Origin of the sequence: Hamadaea tsunoensis DSM 44101 (assembly GCF_000428945.1) — a bacterium.
Classification (GTDB): domain Bacteria; phylum Actinomycetota; class Actinomycetes; order Mycobacteriales; family Micromonosporaceae; genus Hamadaea; species Hamadaea tsunoensis.
Window position 1 is genome coordinate 14259 of sequence record NZ_KE386821.1, and the last position, 18228, is coordinate 32486.

The window sequence follows — 18228 nt, forward strand, 5'->3', positions numbered from 1 at the left end:
CGCGCCAATAGTGACGCATCATGTGGCCACGCACAAACGGTAACCATCCTTGTACTGGCCGGTTCACGAGGAGCACACATGAAGATCGCGTATTGGATCGTCGCCGCGTTGCTGGCGCTGTTCTACCTGTACGCCGGGGGCAAGAAGGTCGCGCAGACCAAGGAACAGCTGCAGCCGATGATGGGCTGGGTCGACACGGTCCCGATGCCGCTGGTACGCCTGATCGGCAGCATGGAGGTGCTCGGGGCCATCGGTCTGATCCTGCCGCCGCTGACCGGGATCGCGCCCGTCCTGGCCCTGGTCGCGGCGGCCGGTCTCGTGGTGATCCAGATCGGCGGGATCATCGTGCACCTCGTGCGCGGGGAGGCGCGGCTGATCGGGCTCAACGTGGTCCTGCTCGCCCTGGCGGCCGTCACGGTATGGCTGTCGACGACCTGGCTGTGAACGGATCCGGCTTCAACCGCCGTTCACCCGGCGGAATTAGCATCGCGGCGTGACGCGTACCGGCCGGGCCGACCTCCATCTGCACACGAATCTCGGCGACGGCTGGATCAGCCCGGCCCGCCTGGTGCGGACGGCGGCGGCCCGGCAGCTCGACGTGATCGCGGTCACCGACCATGATCACCTTGACGGGGCCCACCGGGTCGAGGAGATCCTGGCCGCCACCGGTACGCCGATCAGCCTCGTCAAGGGCGTCGAGGTCACCACGCGCAGCGGTCACCTGCTGGGGTTGTTCGTGACGAAGGCGCCCAAGCAGCTGCGGCCGGTCGAGGAGACGATCGACGCCATCAAGGCGCAGGGCGGCCTGGTCGTCGTCGCGCACCCGTTCGGCCGGCTCGTGCCCAGCCTGAGCCGCCGCCGCATCGAGGGACTGCTCGACGCCGGGTACGCGATCGACGGCCTGGAGACCTACAACCCGAGTCCGGCCAACGCCCGGCAGCGCGACGCCGTGCTCGCCGCGAACAAGGACTGGGGGCTGGCCGAGCTCGGTTCCAGCGACGCGCACTTCTGGCAGCACGTCGGGGCCGGGTACACGACCTTCGCCGGCACGTCCGCCGAGGACTTCCGGCGGGCCGTCCTCGACCGCGGCGTACGCGCGGGCGGTCAGGAGCAGCGGCCGCAGCGGCTCAACCCCGGGGCGTACGTGGCCCAGTGCGCGTGGAGCTGGTTCGTCGACCCGCCCCGCCGCATGATGCGCCGCCGCCGCGAAGCGCGTGAGGAACGCCGGGCGGAGTCCTGAAGCGACTCAGACGCTCGCGAGGGCCGGCGTACGCACGGGTGCCACCGCGTCCGGCCAGAACCGGCGGAACATGAACCACTGCGTCGGGCTCTGCCGGATGACGGCTTCCTGGCACGACATCATGTACTGGGTCAGCCGCTCGATCTCCGCCCGCCGCTCGGTCGCGGTGCTCACCGGGCGCGGGAACATCGGGGCGAAGGTGCGGATGTAGTGGCGGTTGCCGGGGGCGTACCAGACGTAGCCGGGCAGGATCGCCGCGCCGGACTTGACCGCCATCGCGGCCGACCCCGCCGGCACGTACGCCGTCCGCCCGAAGAACGTCACGGCGACGCCGCGTTCGGGTTCGACCGGCCGGTCGGCGACGATCGCGAGCGCGCGCCCGGCCGCCAGTTCGGCCAGCGCCGGCCGGGCGGCGTTGGAGACGGGGATGATGCTGACCCGCTTGTCCCGCCGATGCCCTTGCAGAAGGCTGTTCAGCCGGGCGTCGCCGAACGTGTCCGCGATCGCCGAGAGCGGGGCGTACTGCGCGGCGATCGCGCCGGCCAGGTCCCAGCTGCCGAAGTGCCCGGTCGTCACGATCAGGCCGTGCCCCGGGGACTGCGCCCGGCGGAGGTTCTCCCGCCACGGCGTACCCTCGCTGAGGTCGAGCGAGCCGGCCTCGACGGCGGCCAGGTCCTCGAACGGCAGGCAGATCAGCGACGCGGCCGTGCGGCCGTAGTTGTACCAGGAGCGCAGGGCCGCGCGCTTGACGCGCGGATCGGCCGCGGGCAGGCCGAGCACGGTCGCCATGTTCTCCTGCGTGACGACGCGCTTGGCGCGCCAGCCGAGGTAGGTCGCCGACGTGACGGTGGAGGCGAGCCCGTGCCGCAGCCGGCGCGGCGTCCTGCCCGCGACGGCGATGCCCGAGCGGGCGAGCCAGTAAACGGACGACACCGGGGTCTCCCTTGGTCGGGAGGGTCATCGTCGGGCGCGGCCGGGGAACCGGACAGGGCGGTTCTCCGGAAGTTTCCGTGACCTCGCGGTGAATCGTTTCCACCGAGCGCCCCTCGCCGGTCTGCGCCGGGTCGCCGCCCCGTGATACGTTGCCCGCAATTTCTCGATCAACTTCGGAACGACCTCAGCGCAAACTTCAGAACAAGACTTCGGGTTCAACTTCGGACGGTGCCGCCGTGTCCCAGCCTCCCCTCGACGACGATCCGCTGGCGCAGCTGGCCGAATGGGGCAGGACCGTCGAACGCCGGGCGCGGCGCGGCCTGCGCCGCCGGGCGCTCGCGCGCGCGGCCCTGCGATCGGTCGGCCGGCTGTTCAGCCGTCCAGGCCGGACGGTCGCGCTGCTGCTCATCGTCGCCATGGTCGCCTTCACCGGCGTGGGCCTGAGCCACTGGCGGGCCGCCGGCCCGTCCGCGTACCCGTCGGCGGTCGCGTCCGGCGCCTCGGTCACCGCCTCCGGTCATTTCACCGGTACGCCGGCCGAGGACTTCCCCGTCGGTGAGGCGGGCCTGTCGATGCCCGCCGCGTCGGCCGCCGGGGCCTGGACGATGGCCGAGGTCGAGGATGCGCTGAAGCGCGTACGCCAGGCGCTCATCGCCTCGCATCTCGACCCGGCGCTGCAGGTCGACCACGATCCGTCGGCGTTCCTGCGGCTCGTCTCGACCGACACCGCGGCGTACGTCCGCACGCAGCTGCAGCGCGGCGGGCTCGGCGTCAACCTCGTCCGCTTCGACCTGTCCAGCGGCGTACGCCCATCGGCCGAAAAGGCCCGCGTCAGCGGCCACACCACCTACCGGGCCACCCGCTGGGGCAAGATCGACGCGCTCGAAGTCGTCACCAACTACGTCTGGGTGTGCGCCTTCGACGTCCCCGAGAACTGGACGGGCCGCGACATCGTCCTCGTGCACGACGAGGAGCACTGGATGTTCCCGAAGGCGGCCTCGGTGGCCGTCGCGTACCAGGGGATGGGCCTGTCGGACTCCGGCGGCTACTGGGACCTCATGGACTGCGCGGCGACCCGCCGCGGCCTGACCGCCCCGTTCGGCACCGACGCCGAGGTGAACCCGCGCGGCACGGCCCAGGAGCCGGAGTCGGCGTATTTCCGGGCGGACCACGGGCTGGACGTCGAGGACGGCTGCCTCGATCCGTCGCCGACCGGCCAGGCGAAATGATCACCGACGGGGCGACCGGATAACATCTCGTCCGTGGCGACGCGGCTGGTACAGATCAACATGAAGGCTTCCGACGATGCCGCCCTCGGCGGTTTCTGGGCGGACGTGCTGGGCTGGGCGGTCTCCAGCGAAGGGCCTGGCGTGACCAACCTCGAACCGCACGGCTTCGCGTACCCCGATCCCGCCGCGATCTGCATCGACCTCGTCGTCTCCACGGAACCGAAGACCGTGAAGAACCGCGTACACGTCGACCTCGCCACCACCTCGGCGGCGCACCACGCGGAGCTGATGGGGCGCCTGACGGAGCTCGGCGCGACCCCCGCCGACATCGGCCAGGGCGACGTCCCGTGGACGGTCATGGCCGACCCGGAGGGCAACGAGTTCTGCGTGCTGGATCCGGATCCGTCCTCTCAGGACATCGGCCCGATCGCCGCGATCGTGGCCGACTGCGCGGACCCCCGGGCCGCCGTCCGGTTCTGGGGCGAGGCCATGGACTGGACCGTGCACGAGGTGACCGACCAGCACGCGATCCTGCGCTCAGCCCAAGGCGTCGGCCCCTACCTGCGGTTGCAGCGCACGCCCGACCCGAAGACCGTCTGGAACCGAGTTCACCTCGACCTGCGCCCGTACGCGGGCGACGACCTGCGGGCCGAGGCGGACCGGCTGCGGTCGCTCGGCGCCACCGCCATCGACCTCGACGGCATTCACTGGCTGGTCTTCGCCGATCCCGAGGGCAGCGAGTTCTGCCTCCTCACGCCGAGCTGACCCGCGGAACGCGGAGCCGGCGGAAAACACGTGGCGGATCGGGGCGACTCGGGGCAGGCTGCGCCCATGACCATCGTGGACCTGTTCGACCGGATCGCCCCCGACTACGACGAGGTCGTCCCCTTCTTCGCCGACTTCGGCCGGCAGCTGCTGGACTGGCTCGGTGTGGTACCCGGTACGCGGGTCCTCGATCTTGGTTGCGGCCGTGGTGCCCTGGCGATCGAAGCGCTGCGCAGAGGGGCCGTGGTGACCGCCGTGGACGCCGCCCCCGGCATGGTACGCGAGCTCGCCGCGCACGTGCCCGGCATCGACGCCCGGGTCATGGACGCCCACCGGCTCGACTTCGCCGACGAGTCCTTCGATCTCGTGGTGAGCGGATTCGCCGTGCACCTGCTGGCGGATCCCTCATCGGCCGCGGCCGAGGTGCGGCGCGTCCTGGTGCCCGGTGGCCGGTTCGCGTTCTCGTGGCCCGGCGCGTGGTCGACGGAGGCCCGCTGGGCGTTCCTCGGTGAACTGAACCGGGAGTTCGCCGCGTACGCGGGCCGGGAGCGGCGCAACGGGAACGATGCCGAGGCGGAGGACATCCTCGCGGGCTTCGACGACGTCGCCGACGCCGGTGCCGAGGTGCATCTGGCGCTGCCGGCGGTCGACGCGTACTGGGATTGGGAGTGCTCGCACGGGTCGCGGGCGTTCATCGACGCGCTGCCGCCGGATCGGCGGGCCGAGTACCGGGCGCGGCTGCTCGCCGAGGTGGCCCGGCTGGAACCGCTGGAGATCGACCGGGGCGCCGAGTTCTGGCGTGGTACGCGGCCCCGGAGCACTCAGGCGGTGTAGAGCGCTTCGATCTCCGCCGCGTACTTCGCCGCGATCGCCATCCGGCGCAGCTTCAGCGTCGGCGTCAGCTCCTCTCCGCCGGGCGCCCAGGTCCCGGGCAGGATCGCGTACCGCTTGATCTGCTCGATCCGGGCGAGCGTCGCGTTGCCCTCCTCGACCGCGCGCGCCACCTCGGCCGCCGGGTCGAGTGACGGGTCGCGGGCCAGGCCGGCGGCGACCGCCTCCGCGTCGAGCACGATGAGGGCGACGTTGTAGGGGCGGCGGTCGCCGATGACCGTGATCGCGCCGATGTAGGGGCAGCGGGTGGCCACGGCCGCCTCGATCGCCGTCGGCGCCATGTTCTTGCCGGCCGCGTTGATGATGAGTTCCTTCTTGCGGCCGACGATGCGTACGTAGCCGTCGTCGTCCAGGGTGGCCACGTCGCCGGTGCGCAGCCAGTCGCCGTCGAACGCGGCGGCCGTCGCGGCGGCGTCGCCACGGTACCCGCGGGTGACGATCGGCCCGCGGATCAGCAGCTCGCCGTCGTCCTCCAGGCGCAGCTGCACGCCGTCGAGAGCGCGGCCGACCGTCCCGGGCCGGATGGCGTCCGGCGGGTTCAGGGTGCTCACTCCGCAGGTCTCGGACAGGCCGTAGACCTCGCTGACGCGTACGCCCAGGTCGAGGAAGTAGGTCAGGACCGGCACCGGCAGCGGCGCGGCCCCGGACATGATCCAGCGGGTCCGGTCCAGGCCGAGCCGGGCGCGTACCGAGGCCAGGACGACGCGGTCCGCCAGCGCGCGTACCGGTCCGCGGCTGCGCGCCGCGGCCCGGAAAACCTTGCGGCGCAAGGCCGGCGCACCGAGCAGGGCCTCCTCCACACCGGCTCGCATCTTCTCGAGTACGCGCGGGACGGTGCCCAGATACGTCGGCCGGACGGCGACCAGCGCCTCGCCGAGCCGCTTGAGGTCGGCCAGGCAGGTGATCCGCGTACCGTAGAGCAGCTGCACGTAGTGGCTGGCGAGCCGGTCGGCGATGTGCGCGGCGGGCAGGTACGACAGGGTCTCGTCGTCGGCCCGCAGCCCCGCCAGGGCGTCGACCGCCGCGACCTCGGCGAGCAGGTTCGCGTGGGTCAGCTCGACGCCCTTGGGCCGGCCGGTCGTGCCGCTGGTGTAGATGATGGTCAGCAGGTCCGCCGGCCCGACCGCCCGCCAGGCGGCGTCGAAGTCGAAGTCGCCCGGGTCGAGCGCCTCCAGCTCGTCCAGAGTGGACGCGTCCGGGACCTCCCCGTCGACGCAGACGAGCTTGATCCCCGGTACGCCGGCGGCCGCGACGCGCTGCGCGTACTGCCGCTCGGTGATGACGACCGCGGCCCCGGCGTCGCGCAGGATGTGCGCGATCTGCTCGGGCGAGGAGGAGTTGTAGAGCGAGAACGGCACGGCGCCGAGGTGCACGGCGGCCGTGTCGCAGAGGTGGAATTCCGGCCGGTTGCTCAGCATCAGCGCGACCGTGTCCCCACCCCGTACGCCGAGCGCCGCGAGCCCGCCCGCGATCAGCCGTACGCGTCGCGCGTAGTCGGCCCAGGTGACGGTCAGGCCGGTGTCGAAGGACTGGAGCGCTACGGCGTCCGGATCGCGGACGGCGATTTCCTGGAACGCGGAGCAGAGGGTGGCGGCCATGGCGAATATGGGACCACAGTCGGACCCCGGCGAGAAGGGGGCGGCATGATCGCCGCCCCCTCGGTTGCCCCTCTCCTCAGCCGAACGTCCGCGGGCCTCAGGCCGGCAGGCTCCACTGCTGGGCGCCGGAGGTGTTGCAGTCCCAGATCTGCACCTGGGTACCGGGCGTCGTGGAGCCGGACGGGTCGTCCAGGCAGCGGTTGGACTGCGGGTTGTAGTACGTGCCGTCCGCGCGGTGGATGAAGACCTGCGCGCCGGTGTTGTTGCAGTCCCAGATCTGCAGCTTCGTGCCGTTGGCGGTCGCGCCGCCGGGGATGTCGAGGCACTTGCCGAGCACGTGCAGGGTGGTGCCGGCCTCGACGTAGGTCCACTGCTGCGCACCGGTGCCGTTGCAGGTGTAGATCTGCACGGCGGTGCCGTTGGCGGTGCCCGACGCGCGGTCGTCGAGGCACAGGCCGTTCGCGTTCTTCACGGCCTTGCCGCTCGGCGGCGGAGTGGTGCCGCCACCGGAGGTGTAGACCGCCACGTAGTCCACCAGCATCGGGATGCCCGACGTCGTGGAGGCGGTGGGGCCGCCGCCGAACGCGGCCGGGAAGCCGCCGCCCATCGCCACGTTCAGGATGACGAAGAAGCCGTGGTGCACCGCGTTGTTCCAGGTGGTGGCGTCGACCTGGTTGGCGTTGACGGTGAAGAAGTTGCTGCCGTCGAGGTACCAGCGGATCTGCTCCGGCGACACGCTGCGGTCGTACTCGATCGCGTACTGGTGGTAGCCGGTCTGGCAGCCGCCGCACGCCCGCTCGCCGCTGCCGATGCCCGTCGTCTCGTTGCACGGACCGCCGGGCGAGGTTCCACAGTGCAGCGTTCCGAACTCGGAGCTGCGGCCGTTGATGTCCTCCATGATGTCGATCTCGCCGATGCCCGGCCAGCCGGACGCGCCGGTACCCCGGGCGGCCTGCCCGAGCGACCAGAATGCGGGCCAGTACCCGGCCGCGCCCGCGCCGCTGACGTTCGGCTGCTGCAGCGAACCCTCGATGCGCAGCTTGCCGCCGGCCGGCGCCGCGAAGTCGGTGCGCTGCGTCTCGACCCGGCCGCTGGTCCACTGGCCGGAGCCGTTGCGGATCGGCTTGATGACCAGGTGGCCCGCGCCGTCCTGGTACACGTTCTGCGTGCTGTTGGTCATCGTCTCGACCTCGCCGGTTCCCCAGTTGGCGGCGCCGCCCGGGTAACTCGTACCGATGTCGTAGAGCCAGTCCGAGGTGTTCAGACCCGTGTTCGCCGCGCCGGTGAAGTCGTCGAGGAACACGCGCGTCCAACCCGCCGGAACCCCGGGAGCGGAGGCCTGGGCAGGCACCTGGGGGAGGGCGCCGGCCAGCAGGGCGAGGACGGCCGCTGCCGGCAGAAGCAGACGCTTCCTGCGGGCAAGGTTCATGGGAGCCTCATTTCGGGGGACGGAGGCGTACGCCCGGGCGGGCTGCCCGGACGAGCGCTCTCAGGCGGGGACGAATCTGGCTGGGCTAGGCCGAGAGAGCGCTCTCACATGGTGAAGTTCCATAGATAATTCTGTCAATAGGTCGATGGCGAGGGGGCGTCAGCCGGCGCGGTGATAGACGATCATGGTCGTCTGCCAGGTCGCGACGAGGTAGTCCCCGCTGACCACCCTGGTGACCGGACTGGGAGTCGTGCTCGGTTCGACCGGTCATGGCGATGCTGTGCCGAGACCGCGGGGCGTTGCCGTATTGACGGTATTTGATCACGATGATGAGGTCGGAACTGCCGTCATAGCGGCAAATGATCACCAGCCGCAGGCGTGTTCGGCTTGATCATGATCTGAAGGCTTGGTCAAGTGCCCGGATGCTGTTTGAAACGGCCCGATTCTTGCAGCTCCCCGGCTCTTGATCAAGCAATGGAGATCAATTACTACAGCTTCCGGGCACTCGATCACCGTCAACCGCTCCGCGCCTGCTCCCTGTCGACGCTGCAGGTTTTATGCCGCCGATCCGTGCCAGGAGCGCCAGAGCGACGCGTACGCGCCGTCCGCTGTGACCAGCTCGTGATGGCTGCCCAGTTCGGTGATCCGGCCGTTCTCCATGACGGCGACCCGGTCGGCGTCATGCGCGGTGTTGAGCCGGTGGGCGATCGCGATGACCGTCCGTCCGGACAGGACCGCGCCGAGCGCCTGCTCGGTACGCCGGGCCGTGGTCGGGTCGAGGGCTGCGGTCGCCTCGTCGAGGATGAGGGTGTGCGGGTCGGCGAGGACCAGCCGGGCCAGGGCCAGCTGCTGGGCGTCGGCGGTGCCGAGCTGGCGGGCGCCGTCGCCGAGCAGGGTGTCGAGGCCGTCGGGCAGGTCGGCGTACCAGTCGGCGCCGACGGCCAGCAGCGCGTCGAGCATGGCCGCGTCGGTGGCGCCCGGGGCGGCGAACGCCAGGTTGTCCCGCAGGCTGCCGATGAACACGTGGTGTTCCTGGGTCACCAGCGCGATCCGGCGGCGGCGTTCGGCCGGGTCGATCTCGGTGACCGCGTGGCCGCCGATGCTCACCGAACCGGTCCGGGGCGCGTCGATCCCGGCGAGCAGCCGGGCCAGCGTCGACTTGCCGGCTCCCGAAGGGCCGACGATGGCGAGCCGCTCGCCGGGGCGTACATCCAGGTGGACGTCGTGGAGCACGTCGTGGCCGCCGGGGTAGGAGAAGCTGGCCCCGCGCACGACGAGCTCGCGGCCGCTGATCCGGGCGGTGGCGCCGCGCGGCTCGGGCGGTACGAGGCCGACGCCGAGCACGCGGGCGAAGGAGGCCAGGCCGCGCTGGGCCTGTTCCATCCATTGCAGCAGGCGGTCGAGCGGGTCGATGGCCTGCTGGAGGTAGAGGGCGGCGGCGACGACGTCGCCGAGGGTGACCCAGCCGTGGTGGTAGAAGTAGCCACCGGCGACCAGGATGGTGGCGATGGGCAGCGCGTAGCTGCTCTCGACGGCGGGGAAGAAGACGCTGCGCAGGGCGAGCGTGGCGCGGCGGGCGCGCCACTGGCGGCCGACGCGGTCGACGCCGCGGGCGATCCGCTCGTCGGCCAGCCGCAGGGCCTCCGTGGTACGCGCGCCCTCGGCGGTCGTCGTCAGCTCCTCGGTCAGCTCGGCGACGGCCGCCCCCTCGGCCAGGTACGCCGACGTGGCCCGGCGCAGGTACCAGCGGCTGACGGCGATCGTGGTGGGCAGTCCGGCGAACCCGGCCAGGCCGAGCAGCGGGTGGAGCACGAAGATGGCCGCGAACAGCAGTGTGAGCTGGAGCGACGAGATGATCACGACGGGTACCACGTCGCGGACGGCGATCCCGACCGCGGCCACGTCGACCGAGCTGCGGGTGGCCAGGTCGCCGGTGCCGGCCCGCTCGACCGCCGAGACCGGCAGCGCGAGCGTGCGCCCGACGAAATCCTCGCGCAGCCGGGCGACTGAGCGCTCGCCGAGCCGGTGGCCGTAGTACTGCGCGAAGCGGGCGAAGAGCACCTGGATGATGACGCACCCGGCGATGGCGAGCGCCAGTTTGTCCACAGCGGACGGTCCGTCGCCGGCCGTGACCCGGTCGACGATCCGGCCCACGAGGGCGGGCCCGGCCAGGCCCGCGACCGCCCCCACGACGTGCAGGGCCAGGATGATCGCGACGGCTCGCTTCTCCTTGCGCAGGAGGGCGGCGGCGGCCTGGCGTACGGTGCGCTTGTCCGCGACCGGCAGGCGGGTCGTTGTCATGCGGAGATCTCCCCGGTGGTCGCGGTCGCCGTGTCGGGCTCGGAGCCGCGGGCCACGAGCTGCCGGTAGCCGGACTCCCCGGCGAGCAGGTCGGCGTGGGTCCCCTCGGCGGCGACCCGCCCGTCCTTCAGGTACGCGACGACGTCGGCCCGCCCGAGCAGCAGCGGGGACGTGGCGAGCAGGATCGTCGTGCGGCCGGCGCGGTGCGTACGCAGCCGGTCGGCGATCCGCGCCTCGGTGTGGGCGTCGACGGCCGAGGTCGGGTCGATGAGGATCAGGACCTCGGGCTCGGCGAGCAGGGCCCGGGCCAGCCGCACGCGTTGGCGCTGCCCGCCCGACAACGTCCGGGCCCGCGGCTCGAAGGTGGTGTCCAGCCCGTCCGACACCGAGTCGGCGACGTCCTCGGCGGACGCCGCGTACAGGGCCTGCCGGACGGCGGTGTCGTCCCGGGCCCCGCCCCGGTTGAGGATCTCGCGCAGCGTCCCCCCGAACAGGTAGGAGTCGTGGTCGGCGACGAGGATGCGTTCCCGGACCGTCGCCAGCTCGATCGCCGTGATCGGTACGCCGCCCCAGGTCACGTCGCCGGGCTCGCCGGTGGCGGTGTAGCGGCCGAGGCGGTCGGCGAGCGCGACGGCGTCCGCCGGATCGTCGGCGGCGACGCCGATCATCAGGCCGGTCGGAATGCTCAGCCCGGACGCGCGGTCGAACAGGTCGGCGGGTTGCGCCGGTGCCGCCTGGGGCTCGGTCGCGCCGCCGAGGACCCGGTCGGGCTCGATGGTGAGCACCGCGAGGATCCGGCGGGCCGCGACCCGGCCGGCGATCACGTCGTACCCGGCTTCCAGCAGGAACCAGACCGGCACGACGAGGATCGCGGTGTACCCGTAGACGGCGACGAGCTGCCCGATGGTGACCGTCCCCTCGGCGGCCATCCGCGCGCCGAGCCACACCACGGCCGCCAGGAACAGCCCGGGAATGCCGATCGTCAGCGCCTCGACCCAGCTGGCCAGCGCGCCGACCCGATAGCCTTCCGTCCGCAGTTCGCGGGAGCGCTCGGCGTACCGGCGGGCGAACAGGTCGCGGCCGCCGACCCCGGCCAGCACCCGCAGTCCGGCCACGATGTCCCCGGCCCGGGTCGTGAGGATGCCCTGCTGCCGGCGGTAGCTCGACTCGGTCTTCTCCAGCCGCCGCAGCACCGGCCCGACGGCCACCGCGATCGCCGGTACGCCCAGCAGCACGACCACGGCCAGCAGGGGTGACACCTGCCACAGGGCGAAGGCGACGGTCGCGTACGCGATCACGGCCCCGACGCCCGGCCCGGTCAGCGTCAGCACCATCGACACGCGGCCGATGTCGGTCCCGCCGACGGTGGCGACCTCGCCCGCCGCCAGCTTCCGCGGCAGCACGGCACCGACCCGGGCGACGTGCCGGACGAGCAGGGCCGCCGAGCGGGCGGTGGCGTCCTCACGGACGAACGTCATCGTCCGGTGCCGGTTGATGCCCAGCCACGCCAGCAGCATCCCCGCCAGCACGATGACGCCGGCCCAGGTCAGCAGGGCCGCCGTATCGCCTTTGCGCAGCCCGTCGTCGATGGCTCGGGAGATCAGGTAGGGGCGTACGGCCAGGCCGACCATCCAGAGCGTCCCGAACAGGCTGCCGCGCAGCACGCGTACGGGTTGCCGGCGGACCAGCCACCACATGTAGCGCAGCGGCCCCCGCACGTCGGGTACGCCGGGATCGGGGTGGGGGATCCGTGGGGGCATAAGGCCAGGCTACCGGGAGGATCAAATCGTTTCGGAGATCCAAATCAAAGATCACCTTCCCCGGAATACGCTGATCGCCGCCGACCAGGTGCGAGGACGACCCTGAGTGAGGGGAGAAGGCCGGATGGCGGAGCGGATCGTGCTGGTGAACGGGCTGCCGGGGTCGGGGAAGACGACGCTCGCCGGACTCCTGGGGAAGGCGCTCGGCGTTCCCGTGATCGGCAAGGACGCGCTGAAAGAGGCGCTCTACGTGCCGGGCGTCGTCCCGGAACAGTTGGGGCGCCTGGCCTCCGACGTCATGTGGCGGCTGGCCGCGATCACCCCCGGCACGGCGGTCCTGGAGTCGTGGTGGTTCAAGCCGCGCGACCTCGCGTACGCCGAGGCCGGCTGGCGTTGCTGCGGCGAGCCGGACCTGATCGAGGTCTGGTGCGACGTACCTCCGGTGGTCGCCCGGGACCGGGTGCTCGCGCGGAGCCGTCCGGACACCGTCTACCAGGACGCGCAGCGGCTCGCGACCGCGTGGGACGACTGGGCCGAACACGCCGAACCGCTCGAAATCGGAGGCGTGGTACGAGTCGACACGACGGCCGGAGTCCACATGGGAGACCTGGTTCGGGTTCTGACTGCGCGACGCGGAGTGGCCACGTGCCCGGAATCGGAGCCGTCCTCGGACTCGGCCGGCCCTGATAGGCGTACAACGGAAATTTGATCTTGATCTTGATTCGCGACTACCCTACAGCGTGTCGTGTTCCGAGGTTTTGACCTCACCCGCCCCGGGCAAAGGCTGATCCATGCCCACTCCCGCCACGCGCCGCGCGCGTACCTTCGCCGGCGCCGGGGCGGCCGGCCTGATCGTCACCCTCGGTGCCGGCGTCGGTTTCGCCCTGGTCCTCTCCCTCGTACGCGGTCAGTGGCCGCCCCTCGAACGCCTGGACCATGACGTCGCCGCGTCGATGAACCGCGTCGTCGCCGCCCACCACTGGATGCAGGTGGTCCTCCGGACGATCACCGCGTTCGGCAGCACCCTCGTGCTGTCCTGCGTCATCGGCGTGGTGGCGATCGCCCTGCTGGCCCGGCGGCGGGCGCGGCTGGCGGCGTACCTGGTGGTGACCGGGGTCGGAGCCATGATCATCGGACCCGCGCTCAAGCTGTTCGTCGGGCGGCTGCGTCCCGTCGTGGAGCAGACCGTTCTCGTGGCGCCCGGCAACAGCTTCCCCAGCGGACACTCGCTCGGCTCGTTCACCTGTTACGGCGCGCTGCTGCTGATCTTCCTGCCCGTCCTGTCCGACCGCGGCCGCCGGTACGCGTACGCGGGGGTGGCGGTCCTGGTGTTCCTCATCGGGTTCAGCCGGGTGGCGCTCGGCGTGCATTTCGTGTCGGACGTGCTCGGCGGCTGGCTGCTGGCGCTGCTGTGGCTGTCGGTGACGGCGGCCGCGTTCTCGGCCTGGCGCCGGTCGGCGGGCCTGCGCCCGGCGGAGCCGCTGACCGAGGGCCTGGAGCCGGAGGCGGCGCCGGCCATCCGCCCCGCCGTCCACGCCGGCCTCGGCATCGGCTGGCGGACCGCCGCGGGCCTCGCGGTGGGGTGGGTGCTCGCCTTCGGCGTGGTCCTGACCCTGGGCCAACTGGTGGACCGGCCCGGCAACCTGCTCGGCGACCAGTCGATCCCGCACTGGTTCGCCCAGCATCGCGGCACGACGCTGACCCAGTTGAGCGCGGTCGCCGCCGGGATCGGCAGTACGCCGGTGATCCTCTCGGTCGGCCTGGCCGCCGCGCTGCTCGCGCTGGCCGTGACCCGGGGTTGGCGGGCGGTGTTCTTCCTGGCCGTCGTCCTGGCCGGCGAGATCACGATCTTCCTGGCCACGGTCACGATCGTCCACCGCGCCCGCCCCGACGTCGAGCGCCTCGACGGCCACCTGCCCACGTCCAGCTACCCGTCCGGCCACCTCGCCGCCACCCTCTGCCTGTACGCGGCCATCGCCCTGATCGTGTTCGCCCGCTACGGAAGGCGATGGGGCTGGGTCGCCGCCGGCGTCGGTGTCCTCATGGCTCTCGCCGTCGCGTGGGGACGGCTGTATCGGGGGATGCACCACCCGACGGACCTGCTCGGCAGCATCCTGCTGGCGGTCTGCTGGGTCGGAGCGTGCTGGCTGCTCATCCCGCCGCGTCCAGCCCGGAAGCCGCCGGAGGTCGAAAGCGAGTCGCGATAGGCGGGCCGGTCGCGAAACCTGGCCGTCAGCGGGGCCGGAAGAACGCGAGCATCTTCTCGGCGGCGTCCGGCGAGGCCAGCATGTCGTGAGTCTTCGCCGACATCCGGGCGGCGGCGCCGGTGCGCTCGAACATCTCGCGTTCGTACTCCTGCACGGCGGCAGGCAGGTCGTGCGGGTGCGCCGCCAGTGCGAGAGCGAGCCGGGCGCCGTCGAGCAGCGCCATGTTGGCGCCCTGCCCGACCGCCGGCATCAGGTGCGCGGCATCGCCGACCAGCGTGACGCCCGGCGTCGACGGCCAGGTCAGACCGATCGGGAGCGTGGTGACCGACCGCCGTACGACCGTGTCGTCGCAGGCGTCGATCAGCGCGGTGATCCGCGGGTGCCAGCCGGGCAGCAGGTCGATCAGCCGCGCCCGGGCCGCAGCCGGATCCTCGAACGGGAACGCGCTGGTGGTGAACCAGTCCTCCGCGGTGTTGTAGAAGCTCACGCCTATGCGGACGCGGCCGTCGCCGTTGCGCTGCGCCGCCAGCGATATCCCGTCGCCGAGCACCCAGTAGTTGCCGCGCCCGACCATCGCCGCGAGGTCGGGCCGGGTCCGGTCGACGTCGGGAATGCCGAACTCGACGACGTTCTGGCCGATGTGCGCCGGCCGGGCATCGGTGACCAGCGCGCGGACCCGGGAGGCCGCGCCGTCCGCGCCGACCAGCAGGTCGTACCGCGCGCTGCCGCCGTCGGCGAAACGCAACCGGCCACCCTCGGCGGACGCGTACGCGTGCCCCCAGCGCACCGTGCCCTCGGGAAGGGAATCGAGCAGCAGGTCGCGCAGGTCGGCGCGGTCGACCTCGGGCCGGTCCAGCGGGGCGTCGTCGGGGGTGTCCTCCTGGAGCAGCAGGGTGCCGTCCGGCTTGAGCAGGCGCATGTCCTGGCCCTCGCCACGGGCGATCGCGTGGAACCCTTCGATCAGACCGGCCTCGCGCAGCGCCCACTGGCCGGAGTGGATGTCGAGCATGCCGCCCTGCCCCCGCGCCGTACGCGACGGTTCTCGTTCGTAGACGACGGCGTCGATGCCGTTGACGTGCAGTACGCGGGCGAGGGCCAGGCCGCCCATGCCCGCTCCGACGATGGCGATGTCCACGGCCGCTCCTGATTCATCGTATTGACTGATACATCGTATAGATCGATACACTGTATAGCCACGATACACCGTAACACGGTGCGATATCGTCGGCGGCATGGTGGTGTGGGAGCGGCCGGAGCCGCCCGAGCGACCGGTGCCGGCCCCGCTGAGCCGGGAACGACTCGTCCGCGCGGCGATCAAACTGGCCGACGCGGACGGCCTGGACGCGGTGTCGCTGCGCAAGGTGGCCGCGGCGCTCGGCGTGGGGCCGATGCGGCTGTACGGCTACATCGCCACCAAGGAGGAACTGCTCGACCTGATCATCGACACGGTCTACGCCGAGATCCGGCCGGCCGGAGACGACTGGCGCCAGGTGCTGCGCTCCGTCGCCGAAGCCACCCGGCGAGCCGTCCAGCAGCACGAATGGCTCGCCGACCTGATCGGCGGCCGGCCGCATCTCGGGCCGAACACGCTCGCCACCGGCGAAGCCGTGCAGGCCGCCATGACCGGCGTCGACCTGGACGTCGTCGTGCCGGCGGTGGCCGCGGTCAACGCGTACGTGGTGGGCGCGGTACGCCGGGAGATCGCCGAGCGGCGCGCCGAGCGGGCCAGCGGGATGGACATCAAGCAGTTCCAGGCCGCCCACGGGCCGTACCTGCAACGGACCTTCGCGACGGGACGGTTCCCCGCGCTGTCGAGGGTCGTCCGCGACGGCCCACACCTGAGCGCCGACGAGACCTTCCGCATCGGCCTCGAGTTCCTCCTCGACGGCATCCAAGCCCGCATTTCCCAGTGTGGATCTTGACGGATGTCGGGAAAGTGAGGTCATTCCGGCAGAATGATGTTTCTTTCTGGACATCCGTCAAGATCGCGGCGACGGCGCGCAAGATACAGGCGGGGGTCAGACCTTGCGGTATTTGGACTGGAAGAAGCAGTAGATGCCGAAGGCCGCGAACCCCAGCGCCACCACCAGGAGCAGGACCGGTCCGTAGGGCGCCTGCGCCAGCGTTTTCAGGGCGGTGTCGAGGCCGCCGGACTTCGCCGGGTCGTAGGTGATCCCAGCGGTGACGACGAGGATGCCGACCACCGTGAAGGCGATTCCCTTGCCGAGGTATCCGATCCGGCCGAGGTTCGTCGCCGTACGCTTGACCGCCGGGCTCATCCGGCCGGTCTTGAGCCGCCGCAGGAACTTCGTCCGCAGACCGTAGATCGCCACCGCGATGCCGGCGATCACGACGATGCCGCCGGCGATCACGACGAGCGTCTGGCCGAACGGCTTGTGCAGGACGGTCGCGGTGAAGTCCTGCTGCTGACGGGCGCTGGTCGTGGCCGTGCCCTGCAGCACCTTCCACGCGGTGATCGCGAGCGCGCCGTAGAGGACGGACCGTACGCCGGACAGGGCCCGCTCGGCGAGGCGGCGTTTGCCCTGCTCTTCGCGGTGGCCGACGAACGCCAGGAGCAGCTGCCACACTGCCATCGCGAACAGTCCGACGATGATGACGATCATCAGGAAACGGCCCAGCGGTTGGGCGGCCAGCGTACGGAGGGCGCCGGTCTGGCCTTCGTCGCCATGCCCGCCCCGGCCGAGCAGGATCTGCACGGCGAGCCAGGCCAGGGCCAGGTGCAGCAGGCCGTAGCCGACGAACCCGATCCGCGTCGGCCACTCCAGGAACGAGCTGCGCGCGGCCCGGGTGGCGTGATGTTCGAGGGTCGAGGTCATAGGCCTTGTTGTCTCCGGCCGGGCCGCTTCTGAAACATCGGGGCGCGTCCGACCCACTGCTTCCGGGACATCGGGCTGCTTCGGGGACGTCGGGCCGCGCATAGACCTCGGGCCGCCGGGGTAGACGGCCGGGATGACGAAGATCGCCGTGATCGCGCACAGCCGTAAAACCCTCGGCGGCGGCCTTTCCGAACTCCGCCGGCTGCTCGCGGCGGAAGGCGTACGCCGGCCGATGTGGTTCGAAGTGGACAAGAGCCGCAAAGCACCGGCCCGCGTACGCGCGGCGCTGAAGGAGAAGCCGTCGCTCGTGCTCGTCTGGGGCGGGGACGGCATGGTGCAGCGGTGCGCGGACACGCTCGCCGGTTCGGGCGTACGCATGGGGATCCTGCCGGCCGGCACGGCCAACCTGCTCGCCACCAACCTCGGCATCCCGCACGATCTCGAAGAGTCGCTGCGGATCGCGTTGCACGGCGAGGTACGCCCGATCGACCTCGGCAAGCTGAACGGGGAGCACTTCGCGGTCATGGCCGGAGCCGGGTTCGACGCGCGGATGATCGGCGACGCGGGCCGGTCGTTGAAGAAGCGCGCGGGCAAACTCGCGTACGTGTGGACCGGGCTGCGGCACGTCCGCGACAACACGGTCGACGTGCGCGTGAAGGTCGACGGCACCACCTGGTACGCCGGACCGGCCAGCTGCGTCCTGCTGGGCAACGTCGGCACGATCACGGGCGGCGTACGCGCGTTCGACGACGCCCACCCCGACGACGGCCTGCTGCGCGTCGGCGTGACCACGGCACAGGGCGCGCTGGAATGGGCCCGGACGATGGGCCGGATGGCGCTGGACCGCAGCGAGCACTCGCCGTTCATCCGGGTCACCGCCGGCCATGACATCCGCGTCCGGTTCGGCCGCAAGACACTGTACGAAATGGACGGCGGGGCGCGGCGTACGACGAGGAAGTTGAAGGCGAAGGTGCGGCCGGCGGCGCTGCACGTGTGTGTCGCCCAGGCGACCGACGACTGATCATCGCGGAGTTACGG

Annotated in this window: 16 protein-coding genes; 9 read left to right on the plus strand and 7 right to left on the minus strand. The window is 71.6% G+C overall.

Annotated elements, in window-relative coordinates:
- Positions 1-78 precede the first annotated feature (78 nt).
- Positions 79-444, plus strand: a complete 366-nt coding sequence (locus G401_RS0139095; protein ID WP_027346763.1) for a DoxX family protein — start codon at positions 79-81, stop codon at positions 442-444.
- Between the two features lie 49 nt (positions 445-493).
- Positions 494-1240: a PHP domain-containing protein gene (locus G401_RS51465; RefSeq protein WP_051367915.1), complete on the plus strand. Its 747-nt coding sequence runs from the start codon at positions 494-496 to the stop codon at positions 1238-1240.
- 6 nt (positions 1241-1246) lie between these two features.
- On the opposite strand, the gene G401_RS0139105 is transcribed toward G401_RS51465, so the two are convergent.
- Positions 1247-2173 carry a lysophospholipid acyltransferase family protein gene (locus G401_RS0139105; protein WP_027346764.1) on the minus strand — a complete coding sequence of 309 codons (927 nt, stop codon included), beginning with the start codon at positions 2171-2173 and terminating at the stop codon, positions 1247-1249.
- Between the two features lie 236 nt (positions 2174-2409).
- Here G401_RS0139105 and G401_RS0139115 point away from each other — a divergent pair, with 236 nt between their 5' ends.
- The 3 genes from G401_RS0139115 to G401_RS0139125 all read left to right on the plus strand — a co-directional run bounded on the left by G401_RS0139115 (position 2410) and on the right by G401_RS0139125 (position 5001).
- A complete protein-coding gene (locus G401_RS0139115; protein WP_027346765.1) occupies positions 2410-3402 on the plus strand; it encodes a hypothetical protein in 993 nt (330 codons plus the stop codon).
- Positions 3403-3435: 33 nt separating this feature from the next.
- A complete protein-coding gene (locus tag G401_RS0139120; RefSeq protein ID WP_027346766.1) occupies positions 3436-4167 on the plus strand; it encodes a VOC family protein in 732 nt (243 codons plus the stop codon).
- Positions 4168-4233: 66 nt separating this feature from the next.
- Positions 4234-5001, plus strand: coding sequence for a class I SAM-dependent methyltransferase (locus G401_RS0139125; protein ID WP_027346767.1), 768 nt, complete (start codon positions 4234-4236; stop codon positions 4999-5001).
- Here G401_RS0139125 and G401_RS0139130 read toward each other — a convergent pair.
- The 4 genes from G401_RS0139130 to G401_RS51475 form a co-directional block, all read right to left on the minus strand.
- Positions 4989-6656, minus strand: a complete 1668-nt coding sequence (locus G401_RS0139130) for an AMP-dependent synthetase/ligase (RefSeq protein WP_034594511.1) — start codon at positions 6654-6656, stop codon at positions 4989-4991. The two genes, G401_RS0139125 and G401_RS0139130, sit on opposite strands and share 13 nt — an antisense overlap.
- A 97-nt stretch (positions 6657-6753) precedes the next feature.
- A complete protein-coding gene (locus G401_RS51470) occupies positions 6754-8085 on the minus strand; it encodes a ricin-type beta-trefoil lectin domain protein (RefSeq protein ID WP_051367916.1) in 1332 nt (443 codons plus the stop codon).
- A 555-nt stretch (positions 8086-8640) separates the two neighbouring features.
- Entirely contained in the window at positions 8641-10386 is a 1746-nt protein-coding gene (locus G401_RS0139140) for an ABC transporter ATP-binding protein (RefSeq protein WP_027346769.1), read from the minus strand.
- The gene (locus G401_RS51475) at positions 10383-12146 is read right to left on the minus strand and encodes an ABC transporter ATP-binding protein (protein ID WP_051367917.1); all 1764 of its coding nucleotides are present in this window, start codon (positions 12144-12146) and stop codon (positions 10383-10385) included. The genes G401_RS0139140 and G401_RS51475 overlap by 4 nt, the downstream gene beginning before the upstream one ends.
- A gap of 124 nt (positions 12147-12270) precedes the next feature.
- On the opposite strand from G401_RS51475, the gene G401_RS53890 reads away from it, so the two are divergent.
- Both G401_RS53890 and G401_RS51485 read left to right on the plus strand, forming a co-directional pair.
- Positions 12271-12855, plus strand: coding sequence for an AAA family ATPase (locus G401_RS53890; RefSeq protein WP_051367918.1), 585 nt, complete (start codon positions 12271-12273; stop codon positions 12853-12855).
- A gap of 82 nt (positions 12856-12937) precedes the next feature.
- The gene (locus G401_RS51485) at positions 12938-14353 is read left to right on the plus strand and encodes a phosphatase PAP2 family protein (RefSeq protein WP_051367919.1); all 1416 of its coding nucleotides are present in this window, start codon (positions 12938-12940) and stop codon (positions 14351-14353) included.
- 25 nt (positions 14354-14378) lie between these two features.
- On the opposite strand, the gene G401_RS0139160 is transcribed toward G401_RS51485, so the two are convergent.
- Positions 14379-15488, minus strand: coding sequence for an FAD-dependent oxidoreductase (locus G401_RS0139160; RefSeq protein ID WP_027346770.1), 1110 nt, complete (start codon positions 15486-15488; stop codon positions 14379-14381).
- Positions 15489-15585: 97 nt separating this feature from the next.
- On the opposite strand from G401_RS0139160, the gene G401_RS0139165 reads away from it, so the two are divergent.
- Positions 15586-16275, plus strand: a complete 690-nt coding sequence (locus G401_RS0139165) for a TetR/AcrR family transcriptional regulator (RefSeq protein WP_027346771.1) — start codon at positions 15586-15588, stop codon at positions 16273-16275.
- Positions 16276-16371: 96 nt separating this feature from the next.
- On the opposite strand, the gene G401_RS0139170 is transcribed toward G401_RS0139165, so the two are convergent.
- Positions 16372-17190: a DUF1206 domain-containing protein gene (locus tag G401_RS0139170; protein ID WP_027346772.1), complete on the minus strand. Its 819-nt coding sequence runs from the start codon at positions 17188-17190 to the stop codon at positions 16372-16374.
- Between the two features lie 133 nt (positions 17191-17323).
- On the opposite strand from G401_RS0139170, the gene G401_RS0139175 reads away from it, so the two are divergent.
- Positions 17324-18211, plus strand: a complete 888-nt coding sequence (locus G401_RS0139175; RefSeq protein ID WP_027346773.1) for a diacylglycerol/lipid kinase family protein — start codon at positions 17324-17326, stop codon at positions 18209-18211.
- The last annotated feature ends 17 nt before the right edge of the window (positions 18212-18228 follow it).